Annotated in this window: 15 protein-coding genes and 1 pseudogene; 8 read left to right on the forward strand and 8 right to left on the reverse strand. The window is 70.1% G+C overall.

The features are described from left to right. Positions 1–1127: pseudogene (locus tag T398_RS21345) on the forward strand (hypothetical protein); the annotation flags it as partial. A 67-nt stretch (positions 1128–1194) separates the two neighbouring features. Here the strand turns inward: T398_RS21345 and pulA are convergent. From pulA to T398_RS21360, 3 genes are all read right to left on the reverse strand, one after another. Next, positions 1195–4041 (reverse strand): pullulanase-type alpha-1,6-glucosidase, encoded by a 2847-nt coding sequence (pulA, locus tag T398_RS21350; RefSeq protein ID WP_496449422.1) that lies wholly within the window; start codon positions 4039–4041, stop codon positions 1195–1197. A 124-nt stretch (positions 4042–4165) separates the two neighbouring features. Continuing rightward, positions 4166–4777 (reverse strand): disulfide bond formation protein B, encoded by a 612-nt coding sequence (locus T398_RS21355; RefSeq protein WP_496449423.1) that lies wholly within the window; start codon positions 4775–4777, stop codon positions 4166–4168. A gap of 11 nt (positions 4778–4788) precedes the next feature. Continuing rightward, positions 4789–4947: a DUF5993 family protein gene (locus T398_RS21360; RefSeq protein ID WP_018744276.1), complete on the reverse strand. Its 159-nt coding sequence runs from the start codon at positions 4945–4947 to the stop codon at positions 4789–4791. A gap of 289 nt (positions 4948–5236) precedes the next feature. Here T398_RS21360 and T398_RS21365 point away from each other — a divergent pair, with 289 nt between their 5' ends. Beyond that, on the forward strand, positions 5237–8086 hold the full coding sequence (locus tag T398_RS21365; protein WP_496449426.1) for an aconitate hydratase: 2850 nt from the start codon (positions 5237–5239) through the stop codon (positions 8084–8086). Positions 8087–8247: 161 nt separating this feature from the next. Further along, the gene (locus T398_RS21370) at positions 8248–8496 is read left to right on the forward strand and encodes a DUF2630 family protein (RefSeq protein ID WP_496449428.1); all 249 of its coding nucleotides are present in this window, start codon (positions 8248–8250) and stop codon (positions 8494–8496) included. A 20-nt stretch (positions 8497–8516) separates the two neighbouring features. Here the strand turns inward: T398_RS21370 and T398_RS21375 are convergent, their stop codons facing one another. Both T398_RS21375 and T398_RS21380 read right to left on the reverse strand, forming a co-directional pair. Continuing rightward, a complete protein-coding gene (locus T398_RS21375; RefSeq protein ID WP_018823287.1) occupies positions 8517–9443 on the reverse strand; it encodes a serine protein kinase RIO in 927 nt (308 codons plus the stop codon). 153 nt (positions 9444–9596) lie between these two features. Next, positions 9597–10241 (reverse strand): HAD family hydrolase, encoded by a 645-nt coding sequence (locus T398_RS21380; protein WP_496449430.1) that lies wholly within the window; start codon positions 10239–10241, stop codon positions 9597–9599. Positions 10242–10481: 240 nt separating this feature from the next. On the opposite strand from T398_RS21380, the gene T398_RS21385 reads away from it, so the two are divergent. From T398_RS21385 to T398_RS21405, 5 genes are all read left to right on the forward strand, one after another. After that, entirely contained in the window at positions 10482–11054 is a 573-nt protein-coding gene (locus T398_RS21385) for a TetR/AcrR family transcriptional regulator (RefSeq protein WP_496449432.1), read from the forward strand. A gap of 91 nt (positions 11055–11145) precedes the next feature. Next, positions 11146–12039: a TIGR04222 domain-containing membrane protein gene (locus T398_RS21390; RefSeq protein ID WP_496449434.1), complete on the forward strand. Its 894-nt coding sequence runs from the start codon at positions 11146–11148 to the stop codon at positions 12037–12039. Beyond that, complete coding sequence (locus T398_RS21395; RefSeq protein WP_026185818.1) at positions 12036–12854, forward strand: MbnB/TglH/ChrH family RiPP precursor modification enzyme; 819 nt, start codon at positions 12036–12038, stop codon at positions 12852–12854. Before T398_RS21390 ends, T398_RS21395 begins: the two co-directional genes overlap by 4 nt. Continuing rightward, positions 12851–13357 carry an SCO6045 C-terminal-like domain-containing protein gene (locus T398_RS21400; RefSeq protein WP_496449435.1) on the forward strand — a complete coding sequence of 169 codons (507 nt, stop codon included), beginning with the start codon at positions 12851–12853 and terminating at the stop codon, positions 13355–13357. The genes T398_RS21395 and T398_RS21400 overlap by 4 nt, the downstream gene beginning before the upstream one ends. Positions 13358–13398: 41 nt before the next feature. After that, positions 13399–14160, forward strand: coding sequence for an SDR family oxidoreductase (locus T398_RS21405; RefSeq protein ID WP_496449437.1), 762 nt, complete (start codon positions 13399–13401; stop codon positions 14158–14160). A 42-nt stretch (positions 14161–14202) separates the two neighbouring features. Here T398_RS21405 and T398_RS21410 read toward each other — a convergent pair whose 3' ends face one another. The 3 genes from T398_RS21410 to T398_RS21420 all read right to left on the reverse strand — a co-directional run bounded on the left by T398_RS21410 (position 14203) and on the right by T398_RS21420 (position 17335). Next, complete coding sequence (locus T398_RS21410; RefSeq protein ID WP_496449518.1) at positions 14203–16179, reverse strand: ABC transporter ATP-binding protein; 1977 nt, start codon at positions 16177–16179, stop codon at positions 14203–14205. 114 nt (positions 16180–16293) lie between these two features. After that, on the reverse strand, positions 16294–17061 hold the full coding sequence (locus T398_RS21415; RefSeq protein ID WP_496449439.1) for an enoyl-CoA hydratase/isomerase family protein: 768 nt from the start codon (positions 17059–17061) through the stop codon (positions 16294–16296). A 46-nt stretch (positions 17062–17107) separates the two neighbouring features. Beyond that, complete coding sequence (locus T398_RS21420) at positions 17108–17335, reverse strand: helix-turn-helix domain-containing protein (protein WP_007462679.1); 228 nt, start codon at positions 17333–17335, stop codon at positions 17108–17110. Between the last annotated feature and the right edge of the window lie 84 nt (positions 17336–17419).

Genomic DNA, 17419 nt, shown 5'->3' on the forward strand with positions numbered 1-17419 from the left:
CCGTCGCCACCGACGACACCGTCGCCACCGACGACACCGTCGCCACCGACGACACCGTCGCCACCGACGACACCGTCGCCACCGACGAGGCCACCACCACCAGCGACGACGCCACCAACGAAAACGGCGCCGCCAGCTGGAACCAGAGCGGCGCCGTCAGTGGGGACGCCACCGTCGGCGCACCAGCCGCCGGGTGGACGGCTCCTGCCGAGATGGCACCGGCCGCCGAAGGCGCGGAGCACAAGCACTTTCCGCACCGCAACACCACGGACGGCGCTGGCGTCCTGGTGCAGGCAGGCGGCACCGCTGATTTTGAGAAGTCCTACCTGGAGCACAACCTCGCCGGTGGCGTCGGAGGTGGGATCGCCAACTTCGGCAAGACCAGCCTCTACCACACGACACTGATCAAGAATGACGCCTTCCACTACGGCGGCGGCATCTTCAACGGCGGCGTCCTGCGGGTCTCCTCGTCCCGGGTGATGGAAAACGGCGCTGTCATCGGCGGTGGTGGTATCGCCAACGGCGCAGCGTTCCTGGACCGCAAGGACATCAAGGCCGGGATGGTCTCGGTCGAGAAGGCCGAGGTCACCGGTAACGATGCCCTTGGCTTCGGCGGCGGTCTGTTCGACCTCGGCGGCGACATGACCGTCAAGCAGACGATGGTTTCCCGGAACCTGGCGCTGCTCGCCGGGGGCGGAATCGCCGCGGCCGAGCGAGGCAACCTCTACCTGCAGGAGGCGCAGGTCGCCAACAACGGCACCGTCGGTGACGGTGGTGGCCTCGCGCTGGCGCTTGGCGTGATTGCCAACGTCGACAAGAGCAACATCATGGACAACAAGGCCGGCGTCTTCGGAGGCGGTGTGTTCAACCTCCTCAGCGCGGTCACCTTCCGGGACAGCTCAATCTCCGAAAACCTCGCCGGCTTCTCCGGCGGCGGGATCTTCAACGTCCTGGGCGACGTCGATCTGACTGCTTCCAAGGTGACGGAGAACCGCTCGACCTTCAAGCCGGGTGGTGTATTCAGCGCACTGGGGAAGGTCACGGTCGACAACAAGTCCGCGATCAAGGGCAATGACCCGACCAACTGCCAGGGCAGCCCCGAGCACATCGAGAACTGCTTCGGCTGATCGACCAGCTAGTCAGTCCGGTCCCCTCCGCGTCAGCGGAGGGGACCGGACCAATTTGTGCGTCGGGTCACCGCTGCACGAAGACCGCCACGCTGCGGGCCGGAACCGTGAACGTGCCACTGTCGGACGTGAACGAGGACGTTCGCAGGACTTCATCAGCGGAGGTACGCAGCACCGGGTGCAGCGCTATGTCCGCTCCGCGCAGGTCGGTGAGCTGTTGGGTAGCCGCCTGAGGGGTGGCGTTGAAGACCACCGTCACCGACTTCCACGGACCACCTAGCCCACGGCTGTCCAGCGTCATCGTCAGCACACCCGGCTGCTCTGCGGGGCCCGACCACGGGAACGCCACCCGTTGCTGCACCTGCTCTGCCGTCCGCAACCCGAACACCGGCGACGATGAGCGGATCCGAAGCAACTCGGTGTACCGGGTCCCGGCCAGGTCGATCGTCGCGCAGTCCGGCACCAACCCCGGGTCGGCAAGCAGGGGGCGAGCGTACGGCCACTTGTCCTTGTTGTCCTGCTCGGACGGGAGTCCGATGCCAAACCCGTTGCCCTGGGCGCAGTCCCATCGGATCTGGTTAAACCAGTCCCCAGAGTTGTACGAGTTGCGGTCCAGCGACTTCGACCGCAACCGCTCGCTGCCGGCGGTGACGAAGCCGGTGCCCTGCCCCAGCAGAGCGGTGCCGAGCGCGAGTACCTGCATCCGGGCTCGGTCTACCGCCGTGGTGTCTTCCGGCAGCTTGTAGGCCAACGCGTCGTAAAGGATCTCGTTGTCGTGCGCGTCCACGTAGGTGACCGATTCCCCCGGTGCGGCCGTGTAGCCGGCTGGCGACCCATTGTAGTCCACCTGCGCCCCGGTGACCTGCTCACCGGCGGTGTTGGTGAATCGGTAGTCACGCAGGTTGCCGGTGAGCCCAACTTTGATCAGGTCGTGCTGGTGCAGCAGGTGGGCGCGTTGCTGCGCCGCTGGCCCGTTCACCGGGTCGTGGTTGGGGTCGGTGTACAGCCCGGAGGCGAAGCCCTGTCGACGCGGGTTGGCGTCGAAGGGGCCGCCTCCGCGCACCGCGTCCCGGAGTCGGTCGTTGAAGGCGCCGATCCCGGTGCCGGCCAGGTTGGCCTGGGTCGCCTGAACGAACCGCGCGTCATCGGCTACCTCGCCGAAGTTCCAGCCCTCGCCGTAGAGCAGGATGCCCCGGCCGTTCACTCCGTCGCGGGCGAGGGTCAGCTCGTCGAGGGCGGCGCGGACGGCCAGCATGTTCGCCTTCGGATGATGCCCCATCAGGTCGAACCGGAAGCCATCTACCTTGTACTCCTTCGCCCAGGTAACCACTGAGTCGACCACGAGCTTGCCCATCATGGCGTGCTCGGGGGCGGTGTTGGCGCAGCAGGTTGAGGTGGCGACCGAGCCATCTGCCAGCAGCCGGTGGTAGTAGCCGGGAACCACCTGGTCCAGCACCGAGTTCGGGTCGGTGCCCGCCGCCGAGGTGTGGTTGTAGACGACGTCGAGCACCACCCGCAGCCCCGCGCCGTTCACCCCGGCGACCATCCGCCGGAACCCGGTGGTCCGCGCCGCCCCGGCCGGGTCAACGGCGTAGCCGCCCTCTGGCACGGTGTAGTGCAGCGGGTCGTACCCCCAGTTGTATCCGTCGGTGTCGGCGACCGCGGCGACGCATCGCTGCTGTTTGTCCGAGTCCGGCGGGAGCGCCGCCAGGTCGCAGGGGGGTTGCTGCTGGTCGGCGCGGCGTTCGGGGATCGTGGCGAAGTCGAATGCCGGGAGCAGGTGTAGGTGGGTCGTCCCGGCGTCGCCGAGCGCCTTCAGGTGTCGCATCCCGGCGGTGGCCGGGTCGGTGAAGGCACGGAACGTGCCGCGTCGCTCGGCCCGCACCGTGCTGTCCACGATCGAGAAGTCCCGTACCGACAGCTCGGAGATCTGCGCCTGGGTCGCCGGTACCGCCGCCGGCTTACGCAGGTGCGTCCAGCCCGGTGGCGCGAGCCGAGGATCGGCGAGATCGACGATCTGGCTGTGGGTGGAGTCGGGGGCGAGCGCCAGCGAGTACGGGTCGGTCACCGCCGCGGTGACCATCTGCTGCTCGGCCGGCTGCCACACCTCGACCTGGTAGCGGTAGTACTTCCCGGTCCAGGAGGGGGTTCCCCGCACCGACCACACGCCGGTGCGGTCGTCCCGTCCCATGGGGACTTGCCGCGGTCGCGACGTCGGTGTGTCGAACAACTGCAGTGCCACCGTACGGGCGGTGGGGGCCCAGACCGCGAGCGTCGGCGCCGCACCGGCGAAGGTGGGGCCGAGTCGCGCCCGGGTCGCCGAGGTGTAGACATCGTCGAGCACACCGGGGATCTGGACGCCGGTGGCGGCGCGGAGGATGCCCGCGGCGTCCCGCTCGGTCACCACGAGTTGTCCGCGCAGCGCCGCCGGCACCCCGGCCAGGTACTTTCGGTTCACGGTGAGGGCCTGGTACGCCCCCAGGTGCGGGAACCGCTCGCGCTGTTCCGCGGTCAGCCCGTGCCGCCGGGCCTGCAGCGGGATCGTCCGGTATGTCCCGGCGAGTTCGCCGTCAACCAGGGTCACCCCGCCGGCCGCGGCGGTCGCCAGGGCATACGTCGTACTGTCCGGGATTTCGGTCGGCCAGGCGAGGGTGCCGCGGTCGATCCAGTGCGCCTTCTGCGCGGTGAGGTCGAGGCCGGTGGTGGCCCCGGCTTCCGGTTGTTGGTGTCTACCGGCGGCGAGCAGTGTGGTGGCGAGGTGGTCGGCGGCCCACGGCTCGGCACCGGCCACTGCCGGCGTATCGGCATCGCCGGGCGGTTCGAGGTGAACGAGGGTGTTGGTGCCGGCGAGGGTGAGGGTCGCCAGCGAGGCGAGAGTGAGCAGCGCCTTGCGCGGGATCGGCGGGGGCTTCATCGACGGCCTTCCTCTGGTCGCTGATGAGCCGCACGCTAGCCGCCGTCGAAACTTTCTGCAATCCCTTGCAAGAATGGTCGAAATCCTGCAGGCAACGTGCACAAGGGTGAACCGGGCGCCGCCCTCACCCCGTAGCGCCGCCTGATATCGCCCCCGCGCCACGCAACGCCAGACCATGGAAGATCTCGTAACGGTCGGGGTCGGGCGGCAGGAACCAGTGGAAGCCCGCCTGGAGGAACACCACCACCAGGTTCGCCGCCACGATCACCAGAAACAGCCCGCAGACCACCTTTGACGGCCAACCGAACCGCACGCCCCGCGGTACCAGCGCGCGGGCGAAGATCAGACTCACCCCACAGAACAGCAACACCACGCAGAACGTAATAAATGCCCAGGTATACAGGTGTAGCCCAAAAACGGGCGACCCGTAGCCGGGGTCGGGCGGCACGATGTGCAGCAGGATCTGACGGACCGCGATGGCGGCACCGACGACGGCGGCGACGATACTCATCCCGTACCCCATGGCGTAGTCGGCGAGCCGCACATCGCCACGGCGGGTCCGCGCGATGATGTAGAGCGGCCCGAAGGCCACCAACATCATCGCCATCCGTTGCAGGATGCAGAGCGGGCACGGGAGATCGCCGGTCCCGAACTGCACCACGAACCCGCCGAGCAGCACTCCGCAGTAGGCGAGTACGAAGAGGTGCGCGAGCCAGAATCCCAGACGACCGGTCATAACACCCTCAATCAAAAGTTCAATGGCAGCTTCGCGCCCACGTGATAGTTGAAGAGCAGCAGGATGGCGCAGAGCGAAACCGTCCACGCGGCGAGGACGGTCCCACGCCCACTGCCCCGCACGATGAGCCAGCCGGCGACGAGGAGCACCGCGAAGAGAATTGTTGCCATTTATTCAAGATAGTGGTCAAATCAGGATTTTCGAGCTGGATTCAAGAACCAACTCGACCGTCGACCGAGCATCAACCCGAACCGGCTACGCCCCACCACCGCCGCACCCACCCGGCACGGGCGGCGCACCCGCTGGCCTCGCCCCGCACCCGCACCCGGGCCCGGGTTGCATGAATAGCAAGACGGACGTACGGTTTGTACCCGCAGCTAATGCAGGTAAGGGCCCCCTAAGCACCGCACCGCACCCGTCGGTGCGACAGACTGCTCAGGACTGCTCACGGCCACTGGTGTGAAGGAGTACGACGTGGCGAGCCTCGACACCTTCGGTGCAAAGACCCAGCTACGCGTCGGCGACGCGAGCTACGAGATTTTCCAGATCAACAAGGTGGAGGGGCACGACCGACTCCCCTACAGCCTGAAAATTCTCCTGGAGAACCTGCTCCGGACCGAAGACGGCGCGAACATCACCGCCGACCACATCCGACAGCTCGGCGCCTGGGAGCCGGCCGCCGACCCGAGCGTGGAGATCCAGTTCACCCCGGCGCGGGTGCTGATGCAGGACTTCACCGGCGTACCCTGCGTGGTTGACCTGGCCACCATGCGCGAGGCCGTGCGGGACCTGGGCGGCGACCCGACCCGGGTCAACCCACTCGCCCCGGCCGAGTTGGTCATCGACCACTCCGTCATCGCCGATCTGTTCGGCCGCGAGGACGCCTTCCAACGCAACGTGGAGCTGGAATACGAGCGCAACAAGGAGCGCTACCAGTTCCTGCGCTGGGGTCAGAGCGCCTTCAACGAGTTCAAGGTCGTCCCCCCGGGCACCGGCATCGTGCACCAGGTCAACATCGAATACCTCGCCCGCACGGTGATGGAGCGCAACGGCCAGGCCTACCCGGACACGGTGGTCGGCACCGACTCGCACACCACGATGGTCAACGGCCTCGGCGTCCTCGGCTGGGGCGTCGGCGGCATCGAGGCCGAGGCGGCGATGCTCGGCCAGCCGGTCAGCATGCTCATCCCGCGGGTCGTCGGATTCAAGCTCTCCGGGGAGATGCCGGCCGGCACCACCGCTACCGACCTGGTCCTGACCATCACCGAGATGCTGCGCAAGCACGGTGTGGTCGGCAAGTTCGTCGAGTTCTACGGCCCCGGCGTCAGCGCGGTGCCACTGGCCAACCGGGCCACCATCGGCAACATGTCGCCGGAGTACGGCTCCACCGTCGCGATCTTCCCGATCGACGCCGAAACCGTGCGCTACCTGGAGCTGACCGGGCGCGACCCGCAGCAGGTCGCGCTCGTCGAGGCGTACGCGAAGGAACAGGGCCTCTGGCACGACCCGGCCGCGGAGCCGAACTACTCGGAGCGGCTGGAGCTGGACCTGGGCAGCATCGAGCCGTCGCTCGCCGGCCCGAAGCGGCCCCAGGACCGGGTGCCGCTGGGCAACGCCAAGACCTTGTTCCGGGCCGCCCTCACCGACTACGTCGCCGTGGACGTGGCCGGCGGCGAGCCGGAGCAGGGCATCAGCGGCCCCGCCGACGAGGCCAGCGCCGAGTCCTTCCCGGCCAGTGATGCTCCCGCCAACGAGGTCACCGACCCCGCTGACGCCCCGCGTGACCTGGTCACCGCGGCGGTGGGCTCCGGCGGCCGGGCCACCGACCCGATCCGGGTCACCGGCGCCGACGGCACCGAGTTCGAGCTGGACCACGGTGCGGTGGTGATCGCTGCCATCACCTCCTGCACCAACACCTCCAACCCGCAGGTGATGATCGGCGCCGCGCTGCTGGCTCGCAACGCCGTGGAGCGGGGCCTGGCCCGCAAGCCGTGGGTGAAGACCACCCTCGCCCCGGGCTCGAAGGTCGTCATGGACTACTACGAGCGGGCCGGCCTCACCCCGTACCTGGAGAAGCTCGGCTTCCACCTGGTCGGTTACGGCTGCACCACCTGCATCGGCAACTCCGGCCCGCTGCCGGAGGAGATCTCCGCGGCGGTGAACGAGAAGGACCTCTCGGTCGTGTCGGTGCTCTCCGGCAACCGCAACTTCGAGGGCCGGATCAACCCGGACGTCAAGATGAACTACCTGGCGTCCCCGCCGCTGGTGGTCGCGTACGCGCTCGCCGGCACGATGGACATCGACCTGGCCAACGAGCCGATCGGCGAGGACGCCCAGGGGACCCCGGTGTTCCTGCGCGACATCTGGCCGAGCAGCACCGAGATCCAGGAGATCATCGCCGCCGCGATCGGCGCCGGCGGCTTCAGCTCGGCGTACGCGGACGTCTTCGCCGGTGACGAGCGGTGGCAGTCGCTGCCGACGCCGACCGGCGACACCTTCTCCTGGGAGGGCGAGTCGACCTACGTCCGCAAGCCCCCGTACTTCGAGGGCATGCAGCGCGAGCCGGCGCCGGTCCGCGACATCGGGGCGGCGCGGGTCCTGGCCAAGCTCGGCGACTCGGTAACCACCGACCACATCTCGCCCGCCGGTGCGATCAAGGCCGACTCTCCCGCGGGTCGGTACCTCGCCGAGCACGGCGTGCCGCGACACGAGTTCAACTCGTACGGCTCCCGCCGGGGCAACCACGAGGTGATGATTCGGGGCACCTTCGCCAACATCCGGCTGCGTAACCAGCTTCGGGTGCCCGGTGCCGACTCCGCTGCCGGGGCCGCGCTGCCGGAGGGCGGCTTCACGGTCAACCACCTGACCGGCGCGCAGAGCACCATCTACGACGCCGCGGTGGCCTACCAGGAGGCGGGGATCCCGCTGATCGTCCTGGCCGGCAAGGAGTACGGTTCGGGCTCGTCCCGGGACTGGGCCGCCAAGGGCACGATGCTGCTGGGCGTCAAGGCGGTCATCGCCGAGTCGTACGAGCGGATCCACCGCTCCAACCTGATCGGCATGGGCGTCCTGCCGCTGCAGTTCCCGGCCGGCGAGACCGCCGAGTCGCTGGGCCTGTGCGGCACCGAGTCCTTCGCCGTCACCGGAGTCACCGCCCTCAACGAGGGCGACACCCCGCGGACCGTCCAGGTGACCACCGACACCGGGGTCGAGTTCGACGCGGTGGTCCGCATCGACACGCCAGGAGAGGCGGACTACTTCCGGCACGGCGGCATCCTGCAGTACGTGCTGCGCCGGATGATCGGCTGAAGCGGTAACGGACGGGGCCCCCACGCCGGTGGGGGCCCCGTCCCGTTTCCACCTGGCGGGTCGGGCCGGGTTACCTACCCGAAGCGGCTGACGGGGCGTTGCCCCGAGCCAGCAGCCCGATCCCGGATGTGATCTCGCCATGCTGTGCCAGGCTCGTGGTCATGGACGACAAGACCATCCTGAACCGCATCTCCGCGCTGGTTGACGAGGAACACCAGCTCCGCGCCGCGGCCCAGGCCGATGAGGAGGGCACCGACGACGAGAGCCGCGACCGGCTCCGGGATCTGTCGGCGTCGCTGGACCAGTGCTGGGACCTGCTGCGCCGGCGGCGGGCCGCCCGCTCCACCCACGGGGACCCGGACGCCCAGGGCGTACGTCCGGCACCGGAGGTGGCGCGCTACCTCCAGTAGGCCCCGGCTGGAGGAGTGCGTCAACGCAGGCCCGCCTCCCGGAGCAGGTGTTCGGTGAGGGCGAGCGGTTCTGCCTGCTCCGCCGGCAGGCCACGGGCGACGAACCAGGTGGCGACGACCCGGACGTCTCGGGCCAGGTACTCCGGCCCCTGCGGATTGGTGACCAGATCCACGACCTGCGGCAGGTCGATAAGCACCAGCCGCCCCTCGTGCACCAGCAGGTTGTAGGGCGACAGGTCACCGTGGGCGTGGCCAGCCCGAGCGAGTACCACCAGCGCCTCGACGAGTTGTCCCCACAGGTCACGCAGGTCGGCCTCCGCCGGCCGCAGCTGCGCCAGCCGCGGGGCGGCCCGCCCCTCGTCGCCGTCACCAAGAAACTCCAGCATCAGCTCGGTGCCGCGGAGCTGGACCGGGTAGGGCACGGCGATCGTGCCGTACCGGGCACCGATCTCCCAGAGGCGGCCGAGCACGGCGAACTCCGCCGCCGCCCACTGCCCCGCGATCATCTGCCGGCCGAACGCGCTTCGCCGGGTCATCGCCCGCATCTCCCGGGAGCGTCGCACGCGCCGCCCCTCCAGATATCCCGCGTCCCGGTGGAAGAGCCGATGGTCGGCAGCTCGGTATCGCTTCGCCGCGAGCAGGCAGGACCGATCGGTGTCGGGCACGGCGCGGCGGACGAGGTGGACGTCTGCCTCCTTGCCGGTCTTGAGTACGCCCAGTTCGGTGTCCTTGGCGGCCAGCTCCGTTACCAGCCAGGCGGGGTACGGCTGGGGGCCCCGGATCGCGTCGTCCCAGGACGACCAGGGCTGGGCGTCCGGCAGCGGGTCGGAGTCAGCGGGCTGCGGCCCGGCTCTCCACCCGCGCTTAATGAAGCGTGGTTCGTCATCGTCGAAGCGGCGTCTGCCGCGGGTCCGGCGTTCCGGCACCGGAGAGTCGTGATCGCGCACTGCGGTGAGTTCCCTCGGTCGAGGTCAATGGAGACAGCGAAAAGTGACCTGTGTAGACGGCCATGACCGACCTCCTCTCCTCGACCGGGCCACTCGCCCGGGTGCGCCGTGCGGTCCCATGCTCGCCGTCGGATCACGGCACGGCAACCGGTATTACGCCGCGAGCACCGCGGCGAGGGCGGCGATCAGACCATCGACCGTGAAGGTGGGGGCGAACCGTCCGTCGGTCCAGGTGCGTCCCCGGTGCAGCCAGACGCTGGGCAGCCCCACGGCCGCGGCACCGCCGATATCCGCCTCCGGGCCGTCACCGACCACCCAGGCCCCGCGCAGCGGCATCCGGACCCGCTGCGCGGCCAGTGCGAAGATTCGCGGGTTCGGTTTGCTGACCCCGGCCGCCTCGGAGATCACCCAGTCGGCCAGGTAGCGGTCCAGCCCGGTCCGCCGGATCTTCTCCTCCTGCTGCCGTACCGCCCCGTTGCAGACCACCACCGGCATCCACCCGGCATCGCCGACGATCCGCAGCGCGCACGCCACCAGTGGATCAAGTCGGGTCTCGGCGAGCGCCCCCTCGTGCAGCTCCTCCACCAGGTCGACCGAGCGGACCGCCAGCGAGTAGCGGTTACGGATCGCATCGGCCATATCCCATCGATCGGTCAACCCGTCCGCGTCGACGGAGAGCAGCCAATGGAGGTCACCTGGCGGCGCACCGATCTTGACCAGGAAGCGCTCGCCCCAGGATCGGAACACATTCTCTCGATCGAGCAGGGTGTTATCCAGGTCAAGAAGGAGCAGCGGCACTCCGGCACCCTACAGGGACGGAGGTGTCCGCTCGACAGCACCAAGCAGCCAAATGTCCAGAAATTCGTGGCAAACGGATTAAGCGCTGGTAGGAGGTTTGGCCGCCGGAGGCGGACTCGGGGTTGCCGGCACACGAGCCAGCCGATCGGTCTCCTCCGCCGCGCGGACCGAGCCGACCGGCCACACCGCAAGCCGTACGTACGGTTTGCAGGACGCCGAGTGGTTTGACACGATCGACCCGTGCCCAGAGTAAGTCAGGACCAACTCGACGCGCGCCGGCAGGAGATCCTCACCGCCGCCCGGGTCTGCTTCGCCCGCCACGGGTACGAGGGCGCCACCGTGCGCCGCCTGGAGGAGGCGACCGGGCTGTCCCGCGGAGCGATCTTCCACCACTTCCGCGACAAGGACTCCCTCTTCCTCGCCGTGGCCGAGGACGATGCGGCGGCGATGGTCGAAACTGTCGCCCGCAATGGCCTGGTGCAGGTCATGCGCGATCTGCTGGCCCGGGCCGCCTCCCCCGACACGACGGGCTGGCTGGGCAGCCAACTGGAGGTATCGCGCCGGCTCCGCACCGATCCCGCGTTCGCCCGGCGGTGGACCGAACGGTCCGCGGCGATCGCCGAAGCCACCCGGGACCGCCTACTCCGCCAGCGCGAGGCGGGCGTCCTACGCGACGACGTCCCGCTCGATGTGCTCGCCCAGTTCCTGAAGCTGGCGTACGACGGTCTGGTCCTACACCTGGCGATGGGCCGCCCCGCCGACGACCTCGGGCCGGTACTGAACCTGGTCGAGGAGGCCGTCCGCCGGCGTTGACCATCCCCGCCCAGACCGGCTTTGGCGGCCCTCCCCTCGGTTGGCAACGGTGACCCACAATGGGCTTCATCCCCCACGACAGGAGTGTCCGATGGTCCTCCTCGCCGCCCCCAGCAACACCTGGGGCATTCCCGGCCCGGTCTTCCTCGGGCTGTACCTGGTGACCGCCGCCGTTCTCGTCGCCATCGCACTCCGACGTCGAAACGAGGTCCTGAACGGTTCGGCGTACGACGCGAACCTGCTCGGCCCCCAGCAGGTCGCCTACCTCCACGGTGGTACGCAGCTGGCGGTCTGGACAGCTCTCGCGGGGCTCCGCAGCGCTGGTGCGATCCACGTGGGCCCGGACCGACGGTTGACCGCCAGCGACTCGCTGTCCATCGGCAGCACTTCGTTGGACCAGGCCATCCACCTCGCCGCCAGCCGGGGCCTACGCGCCCAGGAACTCAGCCGAGACCGAGGGGTGCGACACGCCGTCCACCAGCTCCGCGCCGACCTGGCGCGACACGGCTTGGCGCTCTCCGCCGAGCAGCGGGCTGCCCTGCGCGACACGGCACTGCTACCCACCGGCCTGTTCGCAGTCGGCATGCTGCGGCTCGGGGCCGGTCTGGCGAACGAACGTCCCATCGGCTGGCTGATCCTGACCCAGGTCGCGCTGCTGGCCGTGATAGTTCTGCTCTTCCGGCGTCCATGGCGCACCCGCACCGCCGACCGAGTTCTACGCCGGCTACGCCACCGGCACACGCACCTGGCACCCCACCACAATCCGGCCTATGCCACCTATGGCGCCGCCGGGGCGGCGATGGGCGTCGCCCTCTTCGGCACGGCCGCCCTGTGGGCCATGGATCCCGGCTTCGCCGAGCAGGCGCAGATCCAGCAACAGTTTCTGGCTGGTGGGACGGCAGCCGGCGGGGGCGGGACCGCCGGAGCAGGTAGCGGTGATGGCGGTGGCGGCGGCTGTGGCGGTGGCGGTGGATGCGGCGGATGACCGGTCCGGTCGGAGTGGGCATCGGATGGCGGCCCGAGATCGCTGGCTTCGTCGCCGGACTCCCCGGGCTACCTTTCGTCGAGGTGATCGCCGAATCGGTGCCGGCCGCCGGTCCGCTGCCGGCTGAGCTCACCGCGCTGCGGGAACGCGGCGTGGCCGTCGTGCCGCACGGGGTGCGGCTCTCCCTCGGCAGCGCCGAACCGGTCGATTCGGCCCGGGTAGCTCACCTGGTCGCGGTGGCTGAGCTGACCGACGCGGCGCTGGTGAGCGAGCACATCGCCTTCGTCCGGGCCGGCGGGTTGGAGGCTGGTCACCTGCTGCCCCTACCGCGCAGCAGGGAGGCGGTGACGGCGGTCTGCGCCAACGTCGCCCGCGCCCAGGCCGAACTGCCGGTGCCGATCGCGCTGGAGCCGATCGCCGCGCTCTTCGACTGGCCCGACGACGAACTGGACGAGGCGGCGTTCCTCACCGAGATCCTGGACCGCACCGGCGCCCACCTGCTGCTCGACATCGCCAACGTCTACGCCAACGCCCGCAACCGCGGCGCCGACCCGCTCGACCTGCTGGACCGGCTGCCGCTGGAACGGGTCGCGTACGCGCACGTGGCCGGCGGGGCCGAACAGGACGGTTACTACCACGACACCCACACCAGCCCAGTGTCCCGGCCGGTACTCGACCTGGTGGGTGAGCTGTGCGCTCGTCACAGACCGCCGGCCCTGCTGCTGGAGCGGGACGGAAACTACCCCCCGGCCGCTGCCCTCCGCGCCGAGTTGGACGCGCTCGCCGCCGTCGGTGGTCTGCCGGTGATCACATGAACCCCACCAGCCCGGCGAACGTACCGGCGACGCAGCCCACCGGCCCGACGGAGACCACGCTGGCCGCCCGGCAGGCCGCCCTCGTCGCCGCTCTGGTGGCCGGCGCCCCGCCGCCACCAGGTTTCGCTCCGGAAGCGCTGGCCGCCACGCGGACCGCCCTGCTGCGTAAGCGGGCCGGCGAGGTGGCCCGGTGCTGGCCACTGCTCGCCACCGGCCTGCATCCACGGTGGCTGGAGGTGTTCCAGCAGTGGGCTGCCGGGCGACCGCCCACCGGTGCCCTGCGCGACGGTTGGGAGCTGGCCCACTACCTACACGGCGCCGGCGAGCTGCCGCCGTTGGGGGCGGACGAGCTGGCCTGCTGGCAGGCCGGGTACCACGACCCGGAGCCGGGGCGCCCGCCCCGGCCACGCCGGCTGCTGTCCTGGGGGCGGGTCGGCGGCGCCGTAGCGATTCAGTTCGCCGGGCGGGTGCGCCTCCTGCGCCCCGCCCGCCGCCGAACCTAGCTCGCCCCACCCGCCGGCGCCGAATACGGCAGGATCAGGGCATGGAGCTCGGCTTGAACGACCGCGTGTACGTGCTCACCGGCGCTTCCCGGGGCCTCGGCTATGCGACCGCCGAGGCGCTCGTCGCCGACGGGGCGCGCGTCGTCCTCGCCGCCCGGGACGCTGCGGCGGTGACCGCCGCCGCCCACCGCCTCGGTGGCCCCGCGTGCGCCGTCGGCGTGACCGCTGACCTGGCCGACCCGGAGCTGCCCGAACGGCTGACGGCGACCGCCCGGGAGGCGTTCGGGCGGCTGGATGGCGCGCTGGTCTCGGTCGGCGGCCCACCGCCGGGTAGCGCGGCCACCGTGAGCGACGAGCAGTGGCGCAGCTCCTTCGAAACGATCTTCCTCGGCACCGTCCGGATGGCCCGAACCGTCGCCGCCGCGCTGCCCGACGGCGGGGCGATCGGGCTGGTGCTGTCCATCACGGTGCGGGCGCCGCTAGCCGGCCTGGGCATCTCCAACGGCCTCCGGCCCGGCCTGGCCGGGGTCGCCAAGGACCTGGCCGACGAGTACGGCCCCCAGGGCGTCCGGGTGGTGGGGCTGCTGCCGGGGCGGATGCTGACCGACCGGAACGCGCAGCTCCTCGCCGCCGCCGGGGATCCCGAACAGGCCCGCGCCACGGCGGAGGCGGAGATCCCGCTCCGCCGGCTGGGCGAGCCGGCGGAGTTCGGCCGGGTGGCGGCGTTCGTGCTCTCCCCCGCCGCCAGCTACCTGACCGGAATCACGCTACCGGTGGACGGCGGCGCGCTGCGCGGGCTGTAGTCATCCAGTCCCACAGCAGACATCGGTCGGGGCCAGCTCTGGCTAGTTGGCGGCGGCCGGCGGCAGCGCCTCCTCGGTGACGTAGGAGCGCATCGGCAGCGTCACCGGTTCCGGCCCGGTCGCGTCCTGGTACGGCGTCGGCGAGTCGGCGACCGCGAACTGCGTCCGGTACAGCTCGGCGTAGAGCCCGCCCAGGACGACCAGCTCCTCATGTCGCCCCCGCTCGACGATCCGCCCCTGATCGAGTACGAGAATCTGGTCGGCCGCTCGCACCGTGGAGAGCCGGTGCGCGATGACCAGCGCGGTCCGCCCCGTCAACGCCACCGAGAGCGCCTGCTGCACCGCCGCCTCGCTTTCCGAGTCCAGATGCGCGGTGGCCTCGTCGAGGATCACGATCGAGGGTGCTTTGAGTAGCACCCGGGCGATCGCGATGCGTTGCTTCTCCCCGCCGGAGAAGCGATAGCCGCGCTCACCCACCACCGTGTCCAGGCCGTCGGGCAACGCCCGCACGAGGTCCGCCACCTGCGCACCGGCGAGGGCAGCCCAGAGTTCGTCGTCGGTGGCCGCCGGCTTGGCGTACCGCAGGTTCTCGGCGATGGTCTCGTGGAACAGGTGTGAGTCCTGGGTGACCACACCGATCTCGTCGCGCAGGGAGTCCAGGCTGGCCTCCCGGACATCAACCCCGCCGACGAGTACCTGGCCCTCGGTAACGTCGTAGAGCCGAGAGATCAACATGGACAGGGTTGACTTGCCCGCGCCGGAGGGCCCGACCAAGGCGACCATCTGCCCCGGATGGACGGTGAACGACACGCCCCGGAGCACCGGCTCGGTGGCCGTCCGGTCGAGGGCGGCGACCTCCTCCAGCGAGGCCAGCGAGATCTCGGCGGCGCTCGGATACCGGAAACGCACCGACCGGAACTCGACCCGACCGTCGCCCCGCGGCACGGTGACGGCAGCGGCCTGCTCGGTGATGGCGGGTTGTAGGTCGAGCACCTCGTAGACCCGGTCGAACGAGACCAACGCGCTCATCACGTCAACCCGTACGTTGGACAGCGCGGTGAGTGGGCCGTAGAGCCGGGTGAGCAGTAGCGCGAGCGTGACGACGGTGCCGGCACTGACGCTGCCGGTGACTGCCAGCCACCCGCCCAGCCCGTAGGTGAGCGCCTGCGCAAGCGAGGCGACCAGCAGCATCGCCACGAAGAAGGTCCGCGAGTACATCGCGGACTGGATGCCGATGTCGCGGACCCGCTCGGCCCGCGCGGCGAACCGGCGGGCCTCGTTGTCGGGCTGGCCGAAGAGCTTGACCAGCAGTGCTCCGGAGGCGCCGAAGCGCTCGGTCATCGTCGCGTTCATCTTCGCGTCGAGGTTGTAGGACTCGCGGGTGATCTCGGCGAGGCGCCGCCCGACCCGGCGGGCTGGAATGATGAACACCGGCAGCAGCACCAGCGACAGTGCGGTGATCTGCCACGAAAGGGTGAACATCACCGCCGCGGTGAGTACCAGCTGGATGACGTTGCTGACCACCCCGGACAGGGTCGAGGTGAACGCCCGCTGGGCCCCGAGCACGTCGTTGTTGAGTCGACTGACCAGCGCGCCGGTCTGGGTCCGGGTGAAGAACTGCAACGGCATCCGCTGGACGTGGTCATAAACCCGGGTCCGCAGGTCGAAAATGATGCCCTCACCGATGCGGGCCGAGTACCACCGCTGGGCGAGCGAGAGCAGCGCATCTGCCACCGCGAGCGCGGCGATCACCAACGCCAGCCGAACGACCAGGGTGGATGCCTCGGTGCCGCCCCGCGTGATGGCATCGATCACCTTGCCGGCGAGCACCGGGGTGGCGACCCCGATCATCGCGGCCAGCACGACGGTGGCCAGGAAGACGACGATGTCCCGCCGGTACGGTTGGGCGAAGCCGACGATCCGACGCGCCACCCCGCGCTGGAGCCGGTGCGCCGAGATCTCGTCGTGGCTCCGCATCGACCGGAGCATGCTCCAGCCGCCCATGCCGCCGCCGGACATCGGATTGGACACGCTCACCTCCGGGTCGTCGGGCCGACCACAACCTCAGGGGTCGATTCTCCCGACGCCTGTGACAACCCGATTCGTAACCCGAATCTTCCCGTACGGCCCTTACTACTCTCCCCGGCCGGCGAGTTCCCGCAGCCGCCGGGTCTGCGCCTCCCGTTCGGCCCGTTCCTGCTCGGCGGGGGTGCGGCCGGACGCGCCGGCGAGCAACGCCTTGATCTCCACGACCGCGTCCCGGTCATTGGCGAGCAGCCCCGCCGTGAGGTCGCTGACCGCGCCGGCCAGTTCCCCGGTCGGCACAACCAGGGTTGCCAGCCCGATCCGGTCCGCCTCGGCGGCGTCCAACCGCCGCCCGGTGGCACAGAGCTCCAGGGCGCGCGAGTAGCCCACGAGCTCGACCAGACGCTTGGTGCCGGCCAGGTCGGGGACCAGGCCGAGCGTCACCTCGGCCATGGAGAACCGGACATCCTCGGCGAGAACCCGCAGGTCACAGGCGAGCGCCAGCTGAAAGCCGGCGCCGATCGCGTGCCCCTGCACCGCCGCGATCGACACCAGATCAGGGCGGTGCAGCCAGGTGAAGGCGTCCTGAAGCTCGGCGATCCGGTCCGCGCACTCCTGCTCGGGCAGGGTGGACAGCTCGGCGAAGGAACCCGGCCCAGAGGCACCCGCCACAGAGAGGTCAAGGCCAGCGGAGAAGGCCCGGCCCGCACCGCGGACGACCACGACGCGCACGTCACCGGGAAGCTTCCGGGAGAAGTCGCGCAGCGCCTGCCACATCGCCGGGGTCTGCGCGTTGAGCACGTCGGGCCGAGCCAGCGTGACCGTGGCCACCGCCCCGTCACACTCCAGCCGGACCCCGGTCGCCTCGGCAGTCACCGGACGGCCCGGGGAACGGTGCTGATGGGTGACGCCGCTCGATGGCTCACGCCTTCTTGCGACGCCGGGCGCCGCCGCGCTGCCGCAGCTGCACCCCGGACTCGGTGAGCACCCGGTGGATGAATCCGTAGGAACGGCCGGTCGAGGCCGCGAGCGCACGGATGCTCTCCCCCGAGGTGTACCGCTTGACCAGGTCCTTGGCGAGCGTCTGACGCTCGGCCCCGACGATCCGGCGACCCTTCTCAGTGCTGGTGGCTGTGCCAGTGGCTGCCATGCTGTGTCCTCACGTCCCAGACTGTGCGGTTCGGATACGGTCCCACCTATTAGACCGCCTCGAACGATCATGCGCCAGATATCA

This window comes from Salinispora goodfellowii (assembly GCF_059570675.1).

Excerpts from the sequence above, each read along its gene's own strand:
- pulA (WP_496449422.1), bottom strand. The coding sequence starts at position 4,041 with ATGAAGCCCCCGCCGATCCCGCGCAAGGCGCTGCTCACTCTCGCCTCG.
- T398_RS21355 (WP_496449423.1), bottom strand. The coding sequence starts at position 4,777 with ATGACCGGTCGTCTGGGATTCTGGCTCGCGCACCTCTTCGTACTCGCC.
- T398_RS21360 (WP_018744276.1), bottom strand. The coding sequence starts at position 4,947 with ATGGCAACAATTCTCTTCGCGGTGCTCCTCGTCGCCGGCTGGCTCATC.
- T398_RS21370 (WP_496449428.1), top strand. The coding sequence starts at position 8,248 with ATGGACGACAAGACCATCCTGAACCGCATCTCCGCGCTGGTTGACGAG.
- T398_RS21390 (WP_496449434.1), top strand. The coding sequence starts at position 11,146 with ATGGTCCTCCTCGCCGCCCCCAGCAACACCTGGGGCATTCCCGGCCCG.
- T398_RS21395 (WP_026185818.1), top strand. The coding sequence starts at position 12,036 with ATGACCGGTCCGGTCGGAGTGGGCATCGGATGGCGGCCCGAGATCGCT.
- T398_RS21400 (WP_496449435.1), top strand. The coding sequence starts at position 12,851 with ATGAACCCCACCAGCCCGGCGAACGTACCGGCGACGCAGCCCACCGGC.
- T398_RS21405 (WP_496449437.1), top strand. The coding sequence starts at position 13,399 with ATGGAGCTCGGCTTGAACGACCGCGTGTACGTGCTCACCGGCGCTTCC.
- T398_RS21410 (WP_496449518.1), bottom strand. The coding sequence starts at position 16,179 with ATGTCCGGCGGCGGCATGGGCGGCTGGAGCATGCTCCGGTCGATGCGG.
- T398_RS21420 (WP_007462679.1), bottom strand. The coding sequence starts at position 17,335 with ATGGCAGCCACTGGCACAGCCACCAGCACTGAGAAGGGTCGCCGGATC.